Source organism: Streptomyces sp. NPDC107550 (assembly GCF_055639095.1).
Window position 1 is genome coordinate 84,858 of the sequence record NZ_JBVKBC010000003.1, and the last position, 14,596, is coordinate 99,453.

Below are 14,596 nucleotides of genomic sequence, written 5' to 3' on the forward strand. Positions count from 1 at the left end.
TCCGGCGTACGGCGAAATGGTCGAAGCGAGAAGCGGAGCAACTGAGGTCATGGGCCGAGCGGAAGCAAGAATGGCGCGCAGGCGCGCGTCGCGGCCGTCGGGCATACGCCGCTTCTTCACCTGGAAGAAGCTGCTGGGTGCCTTCTTCGGGGTCGTACTGCTGATCATGGGCGCGTTCGTCGTGCTGTACATGGTGATCGACATCCCCGAGGGCAACCCGGAAGCCGAGCTCCAGAGCAACGTCTACAAGTACAGCGACGGCTCGACCATGGCCCGTACCGGCCAGGTCAACCGCGAGATCGTCGATCTGTCCGAGATACCCAAGCCCGTCCAGCACACCTTCGTCGCCGCCGAGAACAAGTCGTTCTACCAGGACAAGGGCATCGACCTGCGCGGCACCGCGCGCGGCGTGCTCAACACGCTCACCGGCAAGGGCAAGCAGGGCGGCTCGACGATCACCCAGCAGTACGTCAAGAACTACTACCTCACGCAGGACCAGACCGTCTCGCGCAAGCTGAAGGAACTGGTCATCTCGCTGAAGGTGGACCGCAAGAAGTCCAAGGACGACATTCTCGCGGGCTACATCAACACCAGCTTCTACGGCCGCGGCTCCTGGGGCATCCAGGCCGCCGCCCAGGCGTACTACGGCAAGGACGCCTCCCGGCTGAGCGTCTCCCAGGGCGCCTACCTCGCCGCGCTCCTCCAGGCGCCGAACCAGTACGACTGGGCCAACGCGACGGACACCGGCAAGCGGCTGGTCAAGGCCCGCTGGAACTACGTACTGGACAACATGGTCGAGAAGCACTGGCTCGGCGCGAGCGAGCGCGCGGGCCTGACGTTCCCGACGCCGCGCGAGCCGAAGGCCGCCGCCGGGCTCAAGGGCCAGGAGGGCTATCTCTTCGAGGCCGCCAAGGCGGAGGTCAAGAAGCAGCTGAACCTCTCCGACGCCCAGTTCGACGCGGGCGGCTACACGATCACCCTCAACATCGACCGCAAGAAGCAGAAGCAGCTGGAGAAGTCGGTCAAGGAGCAGCTCAGCGACCACCTCGACCGCAAGCGCAACAAGGCGGACGCGGTCGTGCAGGCCGGCGCCGTCTCCGTGGCGCCCAAGAGCGGCAAGGTGCTCGCCCTGTACGGCGGCGAGGGCCTGACCAAGCACTGGCAGAACAACGCGACGCGCACCGACTACCAGCCCGCCTCCACCTTCAAGCCGCTGATCCTCGCGGCGGCCCTGGAGTCCAACGCGAAGACGCAGAGCGGGCAGTCCATCGACGCCGACACGATCTACGACGGCACGAGCCGCAGGCAGGTCGTCGCCGACGGCAAGAAGGTCGGCTTCGCGCCGCCCAACGAGGACCGCCACAGCTACGGCCCGGTCACCGTGCAGACCGCGATGAACAAGTCGATCAACTCCGTCTTCGCGCAGATGGGCGCCGACGTCGGCATGGACCAGGTGATGGAGACGGCCAAGAAGCTCGGCATGGACAGCGCCGACCTCAAGCCGTTCTACGCCCAGACCCTCGGCACGATGGGCGCGAGCCCCCTGGAGATGGCCGGCGTCTACGCCACCCTCGACCACCACGGCAAGCTGGTCACCCCGCAGATCGTGAAGTCCGTGTCCAAGCAGGGCGAGAAGCTGAAGCTGCCGAACGCCATCGGCGAGCAGGTCATCAGCCGCGCCGCCGCCGACTCCGTCACCTCCGTGCTCACCGGCGTGGTCGACGACGGTACGGCCCAGAAGTCGGTCCGCGACAACCCGGCCCGCGACGGTCAGCAGGTCGCGGGCAAGACCGGTACCTCCGACGACAACAAGTCGGCCTGGTTCACCGGCTACACCCCGGACCTGGTCACCTCGGTCGGCCTGTTCGGTGAGGGTGCGAGCGGCGCCGAGAAGGGCGCGCACGTCTCGATGCGCGGCGCCGGCGGCCTGCCCCGCGTGGACGGCGGCAGCTTCCCGGCCCGGATCTGGGCGCAGTACACGTTCGCCACGGCCGCCGCCAACAGCAAGTTCGACCTCGACACCGAGATGGGCGCGGGCGTGCAGCCGACCTCGCAGCCGCCGACGCAGACGCCGTCCGACGAGCCGTCCGAGACGATCACGCCGAGCGAGACGCCGTCCTCGACGCCGCCGACCACCCCGACGACGCCGAGCCGTACGCCCACCAGCGAGACGCCGACGACGACGCCGCCGTCCACGCCGCCCACCCGGCCCACCGACACCGGCGGCCCGAGCGACGGGGTGCCCGTCGACCCGGTCGACCCGGCGGGCAACGCGGAGAACGGCGCGCGGAACTGACCGGCACCACGCCGAACTGACCGGCACCACGCGAGCGGGGCGCCACCGGGGACCGACCCCCGGTGGCGCCCCGCTCGCGTGGCGGCGGCCCGTCAGCCCCCTGCGGGGCGGGCCAGCTCGAACCAGACGACCTTGCCCGTCGACAGGCGCGTCGCGCCCCATCGCCGGGCCAGCCGGTTCACCAGGAACAGGCCGCGCCCGCCCTCGTCGGTGGCGCGCGCCTGCCGCAGCCGCGGCAACTGCGGCACGTCGTCCCCGACCTCGCAGCGCAGCACGTCCGTCCGCAGCAGCCGCAGCGTCACCGGCCGCGACGCGTACCGTACGGCGTTGGTGACGACCTCGCTGACCAGCAGCTCCACCGAGTCCGACAGCTCCTCGAGGCCCCAGCGGGCGAGCGCGCTGCGGGCCAGGCGCCGGGCCCGGCCGGGAGCCGCGTCGTCCGGGTCGAGGAACCAGTACGCGACATCGCTCGGCGCGATCCCGTCGAAGCGGGCGGCGAGCAGCGCGATGTCGTCGTCCCGGTCGCCGGGGCCCAGCATGTCGAGCACGTCGTCGCAGAGCGCCTCCAGCGGCGGCGGATGGTCCGGGCCGGTCAACTGGGCGGTCGCCGCCAGCCGTTCACGCAACTGCTCTATGCCGGTCCACACGTCCCGCAGCCGCGACTCCACCAGCCCGTCCGTGTAAAGCAGCAGCGTCGCCCCGGCCGGCGCGTCCAGCTCGACGGCCTCGAAGTCGACACCGCCCACGCCGATCGGCGCGCCCGGCGGCACCCGCAGCACCTCGGCCCGGCCGCCCAGGTGCAGCAGTACGGGCGGCGGGTGGCCGGCGTTGGCGATGGTGATGCGGTGCGAGACCGGGTCGTAGACCGCGTACAGGCAGGTCGCCATGCGGTCCGTGCCGAGCCGCTGCGCCTGCTCGTCGAGGTGGTGCAGGACCTCCTGCGGCGGCAGGTCGAGCCCGGCGAGCGTCTGCGCGGTCGTCCGGAGCTGGCCCATGATCGCCGCCGAGGTCATGGAGTGGCCCATGACGTCGCCGACGACGAGGGCGACCCGGCTGCCCGGCAGCGGGATCGCGTCGTACCAGTCGCCGCCGACCCGCGCCGTCTCCGCCGCGGGCAGATAGCGCGAGGCGAGCCGCACCCCGGTCGGGCGGGGCAGCGTCTCGGGCAGCATGGTCCGCTGCAACTCGTCCGCGATGTACGCCTCGCGCCCGTACAGGACGGCCTTGTCGATACCGAGGGCGCTGTGCGTGGCGAGCTGCCCGGCGACCAGCAGGTCGTCGGCGTCGAACGCGGGCCGGTCCGGGCGGCGCAGGAACACGGCCGCGCCGATCACCCGGCGCCTGCCGCGCAGCGGCGCGAGAATCGCGCGCCGGCCGGTGGGCAACGACCGCTGCCCGCCCAGCAGTTCGGGCAGCGCGCCCTGCGCGGCCGGGGCGTCCGCGAACACCGGGCGCACCCCGCGCAGCACCTCGGCGAGCGCGCCGCCGAGGCGGACCTCGCACAATTCCTCGCAGCCCGCCGCCAGTTCGGCCTGCGCGGCCGGCGCGGGCGCGGGTCCCGGGCCGCTGTCGGTCTCGGTGTCGTCCACGGCGTCGGGGATGCGGTCCGAGCGGCGCAGCCGCAGCACCATCGGTCCTGTGGGCCGCTCGTCGCCCACGGGCAGCGGCTCCCGCAGATAGACGAGGATCGCGTCGGAGAACGTGGGCACGGTCGCCCGGCACAGCCCCATGACGATCTCGTCGAGGTCCATGCCGCGCGCGATGCGCCGGGTGGCGGCGCCCACGAACCGCAGCCGGTCGCCGTCGCGGCGCATCGCGGCCGGCTGACCCGCGGGGCGCGGAAGGCCGGAGCGGCGCTCGGTGCCGTCCGGCGGGCCCGCGGGGCGCACCGGCTCGGGGGAGGGCGCCTCGGGCTGGGAGTGCTCGGCGTCGGCGGGGTCCTGGCCGCCCGGCGGACCCGCCGGGGCGTCCGAGGCCGGGGACGACGGGGACGACGCCGACGACGGGGACGGGGATGACGCCGAGGAGGCCGCGGCCGACGGCGGTGCGGGCCGGCGCGGCTGTTCCGGTAAGCCGGAGGGCGTGGCGCCCGCCGGGTCGTCCTGCGGGGCACGCCGGAGCGCCCCGCGGGGGTCGGCGGGGCGAGCCGCCGCCGTGCCGTGGTGGCCGCCTTCGTAGGAGCCTCGATACGAGGCCGGTTGCTCCGTCACGCGTGTCGATTCCGTCCGTCCGGGGCTGCGCGCCGTGTCACTGACCAGTGCGTCGGCAGTTGAGGAACAGTTGGTGCTCGGGTGGGGCGTCCGTGCTGGCGGGAGCGTACGCGTACGTCTCCGCCCCGGTGATCTCGAAGCCCGTATCGCGTACGACCTGGTGCAGTTCGTCCCGCAGGAATCCCGATACCCGGATCGTGTGCCCGAGGAACGGGATCTCCGTGTCGTCGAGGTCCGCCTCGACCATGGACAGCGCCAATCGGCCACCGGGGCGCAGCAGGGCGTGCAGCCGCCGCAGCGCGCCGGGGATCTCGTCGCGGCCCAGCATGAGCAGCGTGAAGAAACAGGTCACCGCGTCGAACGTCCCCAGGCCGTCCGGCCCTTCGGCGGTGAGCGCGGTGACGTCGCCCTGCCGGAACTCGGCTCCCGGCACGTTCTTCCGGGCCAGCTCCAGCATGCCGGCGGACAGATCGACGCCGACCACGCCGTGGCCCGCCTCGACGAGCTGGCGCGCCGTGGGCACGCCCGTGCCGCAGCCCACGTCGAGGACCCGGGAGCCGGGCTCCAGCTCCTCCAGGAGCCTTTGTACGGCGGCGAGTTGGCCCTCCTTGTGCGGGAACGCCTCGTCGTAGCGCGCGCCGATCGCGTCGAACGCGGCGGCCTGTCCCGACCTGTCCGGTCCCTGCGGACCGACCGACCGGTCCGTCCTGTCCGCTCCACCCACGTTCACGGTCTTGCCGCCCCTCGATGGCCCTCGTCGACATGGTGCCGGGCCTGGCGCGCGCGCCAGGCGTCGTCGCCCGTGGTGCTTCCCGTGCGACCCGACGCGCCCCTGTTCCCACGTGCGGAGGAAGATCCTACGGTTCCCCCCTGGGGGCGCATCAAGGGTCTCATGAGGACACGTGCGCGGGCGTACGGTCCCAGTCCTCCGTGAGCGGCGGGACCGGCCACGCCGGGTCGGGGCGCCAGTGCTCCCAGCCGTCCGCGAACGGGTGGCCCCACGCCTCGATCGCCGCGACCGCCCGGCGTCCCGCCTCGCGTACCCCGGCGGCCTGCTCCGCACTCATCAGGCCGTCGGCCTGGGCCTGCGCGAACTCGTCCTCGTCGTGCCAGCGCCAGTCGCGGTCCGGGTGGACGGACAGGTCGAGGAAGTGGTCCTCGGAGTCCACGCCGCCGGACCAGCGGGCGCGGGGTGCTTCCAGGTTCACGTACCAGTTGCGGAAGGTCCAGTCCTGCTCCCAGAACAGCCATACGGACCAGGGCTCGCCCGGGCGGGCCAGTTTCAGGACGCCGGTGCCTGACCAGTGGCCTCTGGCGAGGGTGCGGGGGCGGGTGTAGCGGGTGGCCAGGGGTTCGCGGTGCGGGGGTGTGCCGTCGGCCAGGACGGGGCGTACGCATTCCGTGCCGGGGGCCAGCCAGGCGGCCAGGAGGTCGGGGGTGTCCTGGACGACCGTCACGGGGCGGCAGATGTGGAAGCCGGGGTGGGCGTTGGCGCGGTACCGCCACAGAATCCGGTCCCCGGGTGCCCAGCGCCCCCCACCGGTGTCATCGGTCATGCGCCAGATCTTAGATCCGGGTTCCCGGGGTTGGCCTCGGCCCCAACTCCCAGCCCCTCCGGCGCTTGAGGAGCGGGGGCTGGGGCAGCGCCCCAGAGTGCCGGGTGCGTCGTGGCCGCTCGCGCAGTTCCCCGCGCCCCTGGCGGGGCTGCCAGCGCCGGCACTTCTTCGGCGCCCCCGCCGCCTTGGGCAGTCTGCCGCCTGGGGCGGCACGGGTGGGCAAGGCGGCACCCAGCGCCGGGTGCGTTGATGTTGTACGTCCAGTTCAGCCCCGGTGGGGCTTCTCGCGCAGTTCCCCGCGCCCCTGGCGGGGCTGGTCTCAGCGTGCCTTCAAGTGGCAGCGGCGTTGGGCCTCTGAGGAGGCTGACCTCAGCGTCCCTTTCCCAGCGGAGCGTCAGGGGTGGGTCATGTTGAGGACGTTCAGGGCATCGTCCAACTGGGGTTCCGTCAGGGCGCCCCGCTCCACGTAGCCGCCCTCCAGCACAACCTCCCGGATGGTCTTCCGCTCGGCCAGCGCCTTCTTGGCGACCCGCGCGGCCTCCTCGTACCCGATGTACTTGTTGAGCGGCGTCACGATGGACGGCGAGGACTCCGCGTACTCCCGCGCCCGCTCCCGGTTCGCGGTGATCCCGTCCACCGTCCGGTCGGCGAGCAGCCGGGAGACGTTGGCGAGGAGCCTGATCGACTCCAGGACGTTCTTGGCGATGACCGGAAGCATCACGTTCAGCTCGAAGTTCCCGGCGGCCCCCGCCGTCGCCACCGTCGCGTCGTTGCCGATGACCTGCGCCGCGACCATGAGCGTCGCCTCGGGGACGACCGGGTTGACCTTGCCCGGCATGATCGAGGACCCGGGCTGGAGGTCGGGCAGGTTGATTTCGGCCAGTCCGGTGCGCGGCCCCGACGCGGCCCACCGCAGATCGTTGGCGATCTTGGTGAGGCCGACCGCGATGGTCCGCAGCTGCCCGCTGGTCTCGACGATGCCGTCCCGCGCGCCCTGCGCCTCGAAGTGGTCGCGGGCCTCGGTCAGCGGCAGCCCGGTGACGCGGGCGACCTCGGCGATGACGGCGGCGGAGAACCCGGGCGGCGTGTTGATGCCGGTGCCGACGGCCGTGCCGCCGAGGGGGAGTTCTGCGAGCCGGGGCAGCGAGGCGTTCAGCCGTTCGACGCCGTACCGGATCTGGGCCGCGTACCCGCCGAACTCCTGCCCGAGCGTGACCGGGGTCGCGTCCATCAGATGCGTACGGCCCGCCTTGACCACGTCCGCGAACTCGGCCGCCTTGCGCTCGAGCGCCTCGGCCAGATGGTCCAGGGCCGGGATGAGGTCCTGGGTGACGGCGGCCGTCGCCGCGATGTGGATCGAGGAGGGGAAGACGTCGTTGGAGGACTGGGAGGCGTTGACATGGTCGTTGGGGTGGACGTCGCGGCCGAGGCGCTCGGTGGCGAGGGTCGCCAGCACCTCGTTGGTGTTCATGTTGGAGGACGTGCCCGAGCCGGTCTGGAAGACGTCCACGGGGAACTGGTCGTCCCAGCGGCCCTCCGCGACCTCGTCCGCCGCCTCCGCGATGGCCCGCGCGATGTCCTCGTCGAGCACGCCGAGCCGCGCGTTGACCCGGGCGGCGGCGCCCTTGACGCGGGCCAGGGCCTCGATGTGGGCGCGCTCCAGGCGCTGGCCGGAGACGGGGAAGTTCTCCACGGCCCGCTGGGTCTGCGCGCGCCACTTGGCGTCGGCCGGGACGCGTACCTCGCCCATGGAGTCGTGTTCGATCCGGTACGTGGTGTCGTCGTTCGTCATCGCCGCGAAACCTCCGAATTGCCGTGAACTGTGCCTGCGGGCCGCTAAAAGTTGAGCAGTTGTCTTGTTCTGGCTATTCCCAACGCGCCTACCCACCAGTAAATACCTCGGGTAACACCGAAGCCGGGGAGGCGTCATGCAACGCACCAGACCCAGAATCCGCTGTACGGCCGCCGCTGTCGCGATGACAGCCGCCGTACTCGGGTTCGCGGCCCCCACCGTGAGCGCGGCCCAGCCCGCGACCGCCGGGGTCACCGCGAGCACCCCCCTCCCGCCCGACCTGGAGAAGATCCGCGCCGCCGAGGCCACCAAGCTCTACGGCGACCCCGCCGAGCGCCCGCTCGCCGACCGCAAGTCCTCGCTCGTCTCGCTCGGCGACAGCGAGATCTCCGGCGAGGGCGTCGGCACCTACGAGTCCCCCACCAACGGCCCCGACAACTGGTGCCACCGCTCTCCCGACTCCGCCATCCACCACACCGGCATCGCCGCCGACGTCACGTACAACGTCGCCTGCTCCGGCGCCTACACCGGAAACATCAAGATCGGCGGCAGCAAGCAGTACGCCGACGAACTCGTCCAGAGCGACAACCTCGCCGTGAAGGCCCGCAACACCAAGGTCAAGATGGTGCTGCTCGTCGCGGGCGCCAACGACGACCTCCAGTTCGGCCCGGTCATGACCGACTGCGTCGAGCGCTATCTGCTCTCCCAGGGCCCCTGCGAGTCCAAGTACGCGCCGGGCTGGCAGGCCCGCGTGGACGCGCTCGTGCCCAAGGTCGAGCAGACCGTCCGCGACCTGCGCACCACCATGCGCGGCGCCGGATACGCCGACGGCGACTACAAGCTCGTCCTCATGGGCTACCCGAGCCCCATCGGCCCCGACTTCCGCGACAACCCGAACTTCCCCGGCAAGCTCGTCTGCGGCGGCATGGGCTACGACTCCGACACCGCCTGGGGCCGCAACGTCGCCGTCCCCGCCTTCGAGCGCGGCATGCGCAAGGCCGCCCAGGACACCGGCGTCACCTTCCTCGACAACTCGCGCCTCTTCCAGGGCCACGAGGTGTGCAGCGAGGACCCGTGGGCGCGCGGCCTGTTCATCGACGTCACCAAGCCGGGCCTGCCCGACGAGAACTCCGTGCGCCAGTCCTTCCACCCCAACACCCGGGGCCACGCCGCCTTCGCGTCCTGCCTGACCCAGCTCTACGCCTCGGGCCTGAAGGAAGCCAGTTGCGCCGACGTCGACTCGGCCGGCAAGCCCACCCTGTTCCCGCTCGCCTGGGACGACGTCTACCGGCCGCTCAAGAACGCCGCGACCGGCAACTGCCTCGACGCCGACAGCTCCAACAGCGCCAACGGCACCCGCGTCCTCGGCTGGGACTGCGCGGGCACCCGTAACCAGACGTGGTGGTACGACACCGCGCGCCAGACCCTGATCACCGGGCTCACCCAGGACCGCTGCCTCGACGTGCCCGGCAGCGCCTACAAGGCCGGCACCGCCCTCAACCTGTGGAACTGCCACGGCGGCGCCAACCAGAAGTTCGTCCGCACCGGGCAGACCATCCGGCCCGCCTCCGCCACCACCCTGTGCCTGACCCACGCGGCGGCCCGCGAACCGGTCCGCCTCCAGACCTGCGACGGCTCCGCCGGCCAGAACTTCACCGGCTGACCCGCCCGCACCAAGCCGGACGGCCCCGCCCACCCGGAGGTGAGCGGGGCCGTCCACGCCCTAGCGGCTCACAGGCCCGGGCCGCGCACCGGGATGTGCGTGAACGTCGGCTCGGGCGCCGGGTTCTGGAAGAAGTCGTTGCCCTTGTCGTCCACGACGATGAACGCGGGGAAGTCCTCGACCTCGATCTTCCACACCGCCTCCATGCCCAGCTCCTCGTACTCGACGACCTCGACCTTCTTGATGCAGTCCTGCGCGAGCCGCGCCGCCGGGCCGCCGATCGAGCCGAGGTAGAAGCCGCCGTGCGCGTCGCAGGCGTCGGTGACCTGCTGCGAGCGGTTGCCCTTCGCCAGCATCACCTTCGAGCCGCCCGCCGCCTGGAACTGCTCCACGTACGAGTCCATGCGGCCGGCCGTCGTCGGGCCGAACGACCCCGACGCGTACCCCTCGGGCGTCTTCGCCGGGCCCGCGTAGTACACCGGGTGGTCCTTCAGGTACTGCGGCATCTCCTCGCCCGCGTCAAGACGTTCCTTGATCTTGGCGTGCGCGATGTCACGGGCCACGACCAGCGGGCCGGTCAGCGAGAGACGGGTCTTCACCGGGTACTTGGTCAGCTCGGCGAGGATGTCGTCCATCGGCCGGTTCAGGTCGATCCGCACCACGTCCTCGTCGGACAGGTGCTCGTCGGTCGTCTCCGGCAGGAAGCGCGCCGGGTCCGTCTCCAGCTGCTCCAGGAAGACGCCCTCGGCGGTGATCTTGGCGACGGCCTGGCGGTCCGCCGAGCAGGACACGGCGATGGCCACCGGGCAGGACGCGCCGTGCCGGGGCAGCCGCACCACACGCACGTCGTGGCAGAAGTACTTGCCGCCGAACTGCGCGCCGATACCGATCTTCTGCGTCAGCTCGAAGACCTTCTCCTCCAGCTCCTTGTCCCGGAAGCCGTGGCCCAGCTCGCTGCCCTCGGCCGGGATCTCGTCCAGGTAGTGCGCGGAGGCGTACTTCGCGGTCTTCAGCGCGTACTCGGCGCTCGTCCCGCCGACGACGATCGCCAGGTGGTACGGCGGGCAGGCGGCCGTGCCGAGCGAACGGATCTTCTCCTCCAGGAACTTCATCATGGAGGACTCGTTCAGGACGGCCTTCGTCTCCTGGTACAGGAACGACTTGTTGGCGCTGCCGCCGCCCTTCGCCATGAACAGGAACTTGTAGGCGCCGCCGTCCGTCGCGTACAGCTCGATCTGCGCCGGCAGGTTCGAGCCGGTGTTCTTCTCGTCCCACATGGTCAGCGGGGCCATCTGCGAGTAGCGCAGGTTCAGGTTCTGGTAGGCGTCGTAGATGCCCTTGGACAGCGACTTCTCGTCCTCGCCGGCCGTCAGCACGTTCTGCCCGCGCTTGCCCATGACGATCGCCGTGCCCGTGTCCTGGCACATCGGCAGCACACCGGCCGCCGCGATGTTCGCGTTCTTCAGCAGGTCGAGCGCCACGAACTTGTCGTTGGACGACGCCTCCGGGTCGTCCACGATCCGCCGGAGCTGCGCGAGGTGCGCCGGGCGCAGGTAGTGCTGGATGTCGTGGATGGCCTCCTCGGCCAGCTTGCGCAGCGCCTCCGGCTCGACCTTGAGGAACGTGCGCCCGTCCGGCCCCTCGACCGTGGAGACGCCCTCCGAGGTCACCAGGCGGTACGGGGTGGTGTCCTCGCCCTGGGGGAGCAGATCGGTGTACGCGAACTCAGGCATCTCGCCCATTCCTCTTTCGGCAGGTGTAGCTGGCATCCGTTGGCAGCGCCAACCAGCGTAGAACCTGACGCACCCGCCGCACCTGTGAGGTAAGGCTCAGTTCGCGCGCACCTGTCGCGTTCGCTCCCTGGTCGCGTTCTATCGCGTCTGGGTACGCTGCTGCCGTGGACCTCGACAAGCGCCCCCAGAGCGGCGCCGCCCCGGCCGAACCGACCGACCTGCGCGCCTCCGACGCCGACCGCGACCGCGTCGCCGACATCCTGCGGGAGGCGCTCGCTCAGGGGCGGCTCGACCCCGAGGAGCACGCCGAGCGCGTCGACGGCGTCTACCGCGCCAAGACCGTCGGCGAGCTGGAACCCTTCGTACGGGACCTGCCGGGACCGCACACCGAGCGCCCCCGCGCCGCCGCCCCGCGCCCGGCCGCCGCGCCCGGCCCCTATCCGCTGCCGCCCGCCGAGAACCTCGTGGCCGTCTTCAGCGCCAGCGTCCGCCGTGGCCGCTGGCGGGTGGGCCGGCGCACCCAGGCCGTCGCCGTGTTCGGCAGCGTGGAGATCGATCTCAGCGAGGCGATCTTCGAATACCCCGAGGTCCACATCAAGGCGGTCTCCGTCTTCGGCAGCGTCACCGTCCGCGTCCCGGAGAACGTGTCGCTGCGCGGCACCGGCGGCGGCGTCCTCGGCAGCTTCGAGGTCGACACGCTGGACGCGGCGGACCCCGACGCGCCCGTCGTGCACGTGGAGGGCGCCGCCGTCCTCGGCAGCGTCGAGGCCAGGCCCCGGCGCGGCAAGCTTGTCGCGGATCTGCACAAGTACGTGGGCCGCGCCGTCTCCAAGCACATGCGCAAGCACCTCGACTGACCCGCCCGTCCCGGCCGGCCCGGGCCGAACTCCCGTATGCGCTCGGGAACTTCCACGCTCGGAACTCAGTGCATAGGCGCCGACACAGCGGGTAGAGGTTGCTGCATCGTCTCTCGCTCGCGAAAGCCGTCGTACGCCGTCGTCAGGAGTAGACCGTGCTGCATCCGCCGCATCAGTCCCTGCAGGTCTCCGCCGTTCCGCAGCAGCGCGTGCCAGTGGGGGACCGGGACCAGGACGCGCCATGGCACACGGAAGCCGTGTGCAGGCGCGACGAGGCGGGCCTGTTCTTCGCGCCGTCCAAGGAGCCGACGGCCGCGCGCCTCGCCCGCGAGGAGGCCGCGAAGCGGGTCTGCGCCCGCTGCCCGGTGATGGTGGAGTGCCGCGAGCACGCCCTGCTCCAGCCCGAGCCGTACGGCGTGTGGGGCGGTCTGACGGCCGCGGAGCGCCGCGTGGTGCTCGCCCGCCGCCGGCGCCGCGAGGTCGAGCTCAAGCAGGCGGCGCGCGCGATAGCCGCGGCCGGCTGACCCGCCGGCCCACCCCGACGACACCGAGGGCGCCCCGCGTCACGGGGCGCCCTCGGGCCTGTCCTTCGGATCATGCCGGGCTCGCGCTCACTTCGCGCGGTCGAAGTCGATCGCGCTGTACGCGCGCAGCTTGCTCAGCCGGTGCTCCGAGTCGATCTGCCGGATCGTGCCGGACTTCGAGCGCATCACGAGGGACGACGTGGTGGCCGTCTCGGGGCGGTAGCGCACCCCGCGCAGCAGCTCGCCGTCGGTGATGCCGGTCGCCACGAAGAACACGTTGTCCCCGGAGACCAGGTCGTTCGTCGACAGGACGCGGTCCAGGTCGTGCCCGGCGTCCAGCGCCCGCTGCCGCTCCTGCTCGTCCTTCGGCCACAGCTTGCCCTGGATCACGCCGCCCAGGCACTTGATCGCGCAGGCCGAGATGATGCCCTCGGGGGTGCCGCCGATGCCGAGCAGCATGTCGACGCCGCTGCCCTCGCGCACGGCCAGGATCGAACCGGCGACGTCGCCGTCCGAGATGAGCTTGATCCGGGCGCCGGTCTCCCGGATCTCCTTGATGATGCCCTCGTGGCGCGGCCGGTCCAGCAGCACGACGGTGACGTCCTCGGGGGTGGCGCGCTTGGCCTTGGCCACCCGGCGGATGTTGACCGACACCGGCGCGTCGATGTCCACGTAGTCGGCGGCCTCGGGGCCGGTGACCAGCTTGTCCATGTAGAACACGGCCGACGGGTCGAACATCGTGCCCCGGTCGGCGGCGGCGAGCACGGCCACCGCGTTCGGCATGCCCTTCGCGGTGAGCGTCGTGCCGTCGATCGGGTCGACGGCGATGTCGCACTCGGCGCCCGTCCCGTCGCCGACGTGCTCGCCGTTGAACAGCATCGGCGCCTCGTCCTTCTCGCCCTCGCCGATGACGACCACGCCGTTCATCGACACCGTCGAGACGAGGGTCCGCATGGCGCGCACGGCCGCGCCGTCCGCCCCGTTCTTGTCCCCGCGCCCGACCCAGCGGCCGGCGGCCATCGCCGCGGCCTCGGTGACCCGGACGAGCTCCAGGGCGAGGTTGCGGTCCGGGGCCTCGGAGGGGACCTCGAGTTCGGACGGAAGCTGGTGATGCTCGGTCATCGAGACGCACCTTTCTGTTCCGGCGTTTTCTGGCGTTCACCGGGATACGACGACGGCCGGATGAGGGTTGTGGTCGAACTCTATCGTCAGTCCGACAATCTGAGCAGGGCACCCCACGGATGAGCGGGGGCCGTTCCTGCCGGACGGGACGTTTTCGGACCTCCCGGCAGTGATCCAGAAGCGACCTGCGACGATGGGCGCGTGGCAGGAAGAAATGGCAAGAAGACGGTCGGCAGCCTGGTGCTCTCGCTCGGCGTCTGCGTCGTCGCGGCGGGCGCCGCCTATGTGTTCATCCCGCACGACGATTCCAAGGAGCCGCCGCTCAAGCGCGTGGACTACCGGGTCGAACTGCTGACCGCGCGCCGCGCCGCCTCCTACCCGGTGGCCGCGCCCACGGGGCTCTCCAAGGACTGGAAGGCGACGTCCGTCCGCTACGACGGCGCCCAGAACCAGGCGTGGCACCTGGGCTTCCTCGACCCGAGCGGCGAGTACGTCGCGGTCGAGCAGTCCACCGACAAGCCCACCCGCTTCATCGCCGACGCGAGCAAGGGCGCGAAGAAGTCCGGCGGCGCGCGGGAGATCGGCGGCGAGTCCTGGCAGCCGTACAAGGGCGAGAAGTACGACGCCCTGGTGCTGCGCAAGAAGGGCTCCACGACCGTGGTCACGGGGACGGCCGGGCTCGCGGGGCTCACGAAGATGGCCGAATCGCTGGAGCTGAAGCACGACGCGGAGGCGAAGCCCCCGGCCCCGAAGGACTCCGCCGGGACCAAGGACTCCGCCGACGCGAAGGACTCCGCCGCCGCACGCTTTCCCGTGCGGGCGTGACGGGCTCTCTCGTACAGG

General features: G+C 71.6%; 11 protein-coding genes. 5 read left to right on the forward strand and 6 right to left on the reverse strand.

Annotated elements, in window-relative coordinates; all coding sequences use genetic code 11:
- Positions 1 to 49 precede the first annotated feature (49 nt).
- Positions 50 to 2,296 carry a transglycosylase domain-containing protein gene (locus ACZ7LY_RS05490; RefSeq protein WP_471623205.1) on the forward strand — a complete coding sequence of 749 codons (2,247 nt, stop codon included), beginning with the start codon at positions 50 to 52 and terminating at the stop codon, positions 2,294 to 2,296.
- A gap of 92 nt (positions 2,297 to 2,388) precedes the next feature.
- Here the strand turns inward: ACZ7LY_RS05490 and ACZ7LY_RS05495 are convergent, their stop codons facing one another.
- From ACZ7LY_RS05495 to ACZ7LY_RS05510, 4 genes are all read right to left on the reverse strand, one after another.
- Positions 2,389 to 4,506 (reverse strand): ATP-binding SpoIIE family protein phosphatase, encoded by a 2,118-nt coding sequence (locus tag ACZ7LY_RS05495; RefSeq protein ID WP_471623206.1) that lies wholly within the window; start codon positions 4,504 to 4,506, stop codon positions 2,389 to 2,391.
- 37 nt (positions 4,507 to 4,543) lie between these two features.
- Positions 4,544 to 5,236, reverse strand: a complete 693-nt coding sequence (locus tag ACZ7LY_RS05500) for a class I SAM-dependent methyltransferase (protein WP_471623207.1) — start codon at positions 5,234 to 5,236, stop codon at positions 4,544 to 4,546.
- Between the two features lie 160 nt (positions 5,237 to 5,396).
- Positions 5,397 to 6,062 (reverse strand): cytidylyl-2-hydroxypropylphosphonate hydrolase, encoded by a 666-nt coding sequence (gene fomD, locus ACZ7LY_RS05505; protein ID WP_471623208.1) that lies wholly within the window; start codon positions 6,060 to 6,062, stop codon positions 5,397 to 5,399.
- Between the two features lie 394 nt (positions 6,063 to 6,456).
- Entirely contained in the window at positions 6,457 to 7,854 is a 1,398-nt protein-coding gene (locus tag ACZ7LY_RS05510; protein ID WP_471623209.1) for a class II fumarate hydratase, read from the reverse strand.
- A gap of 136 nt (positions 7,855 to 7,990) precedes the next feature.
- Here ACZ7LY_RS05510 and ACZ7LY_RS05515 point away from each other — a divergent pair, with 136 nt between their 5' ends.
- Positions 7,991 to 9,517, forward strand: coding sequence for a ricin-type beta-trefoil lectin domain protein (locus tag ACZ7LY_RS05515; RefSeq protein ID WP_471623210.1), 1,527 nt, complete (start codon positions 7,991 to 7,993; stop codon positions 9,515 to 9,517).
- Positions 9,518 to 9,585: 68 nt separating this feature from the next.
- On the opposite strand, the gene ACZ7LY_RS05520 is transcribed toward ACZ7LY_RS05515, so the two are convergent.
- Positions 9,586 to 11,250 carry a fumarate hydratase gene (locus ACZ7LY_RS05520; RefSeq protein WP_471623211.1) on the reverse strand — a complete coding sequence of 555 codons (1,665 nt, stop codon included), beginning with the start codon at positions 11,248 to 11,250 and terminating at the stop codon, positions 9,586 to 9,588.
- Positions 11,251 to 11,414: 164 nt separating this feature from the next.
- On the opposite strand from ACZ7LY_RS05520, the gene ACZ7LY_RS05525 reads away from it, so the two are divergent.
- A complete protein-coding gene (locus tag ACZ7LY_RS05525) occupies positions 11,415 to 12,107 on the forward strand; it encodes a DUF1707 SHOCT-like domain-containing protein (protein ID WP_471623212.1) in 693 nt (230 codons plus the stop codon).
- 155 nt (positions 12,108 to 12,262) lie between these two features.
- The gene (locus ACZ7LY_RS05530; RefSeq protein ID WP_471623213.1) at positions 12,263 to 12,631 is read left to right on the forward strand and encodes a WhiB family transcriptional regulator; all 369 of its coding nucleotides are present in this window, start codon (positions 12,263 to 12,265) and stop codon (positions 12,629 to 12,631) included.
- An 87-nt stretch (positions 12,632 to 12,718) separates the two neighbouring features.
- On the opposite strand, the gene glpX is transcribed toward ACZ7LY_RS05530, so the two are convergent.
- Positions 12,719 to 13,753 carry a class II fructose-bisphosphatase gene (glpX, locus tag ACZ7LY_RS05535; RefSeq protein ID WP_471623214.1) on the reverse strand — a complete coding sequence of 345 codons (1,035 nt, stop codon included), beginning with the start codon at positions 13,751 to 13,753 and terminating at the stop codon, positions 12,719 to 12,721.
- 201 nt (positions 13,754 to 13,954) lie between these two features.
- On the opposite strand from glpX, the gene ACZ7LY_RS05540 reads away from it, so the two are divergent.
- On the forward strand, positions 13,955 to 14,578 hold the full coding sequence (locus ACZ7LY_RS05540) for a DUF4245 domain-containing protein (protein WP_471623215.1): 624 nt from the start codon (positions 13,955 to 13,957) through the stop codon (positions 14,576 to 14,578).
- Positions 14,579 to 14,596 lie beyond the last annotated feature (18 nt).

What these genes read in the sequence shown, in the direction of transcription:
- fomD (WP_471623208.1), bottom strand. Translation starts at nt 6,062, where the DNA reads ATGACCGATGACACCGGTGGGGGGCGCTGGGCACCCGGGGACCGGATT.
- glpX (WP_471623214.1), bottom strand. Translation starts at nt 13,753, where the DNA reads ATGACCGAGCATCACCAGCTTCCGTCCGAACTCGAGGTCCCCTCCGAG.
- ACZ7LY_RS05490 (WP_471623205.1), top strand. Translation starts at nt 50, where the DNA reads ATGGGCCGAGCGGAAGCAAGAATGGCGCGCAGGCGCGCGTCGCGGCCG.
- ACZ7LY_RS05520 (WP_471623211.1), bottom strand. Translation starts at nt 11,250, where the DNA reads ATGCCTGAGTTCGCGTACACCGATCTGCTCCCCCAGGGCGAGGACACC.
- ACZ7LY_RS05510 (WP_471623209.1), bottom strand. Translation starts at nt 7,854, where the DNA reads ATGACGAACGACGACACCACGTACCGGATCGAACACGACTCCATGGGC.
- ACZ7LY_RS05515 (WP_471623210.1), top strand. Translation starts at nt 7,991, where the DNA reads ATGCAACGCACCAGACCCAGAATCCGCTGTACGGCCGCCGCTGTCGCG.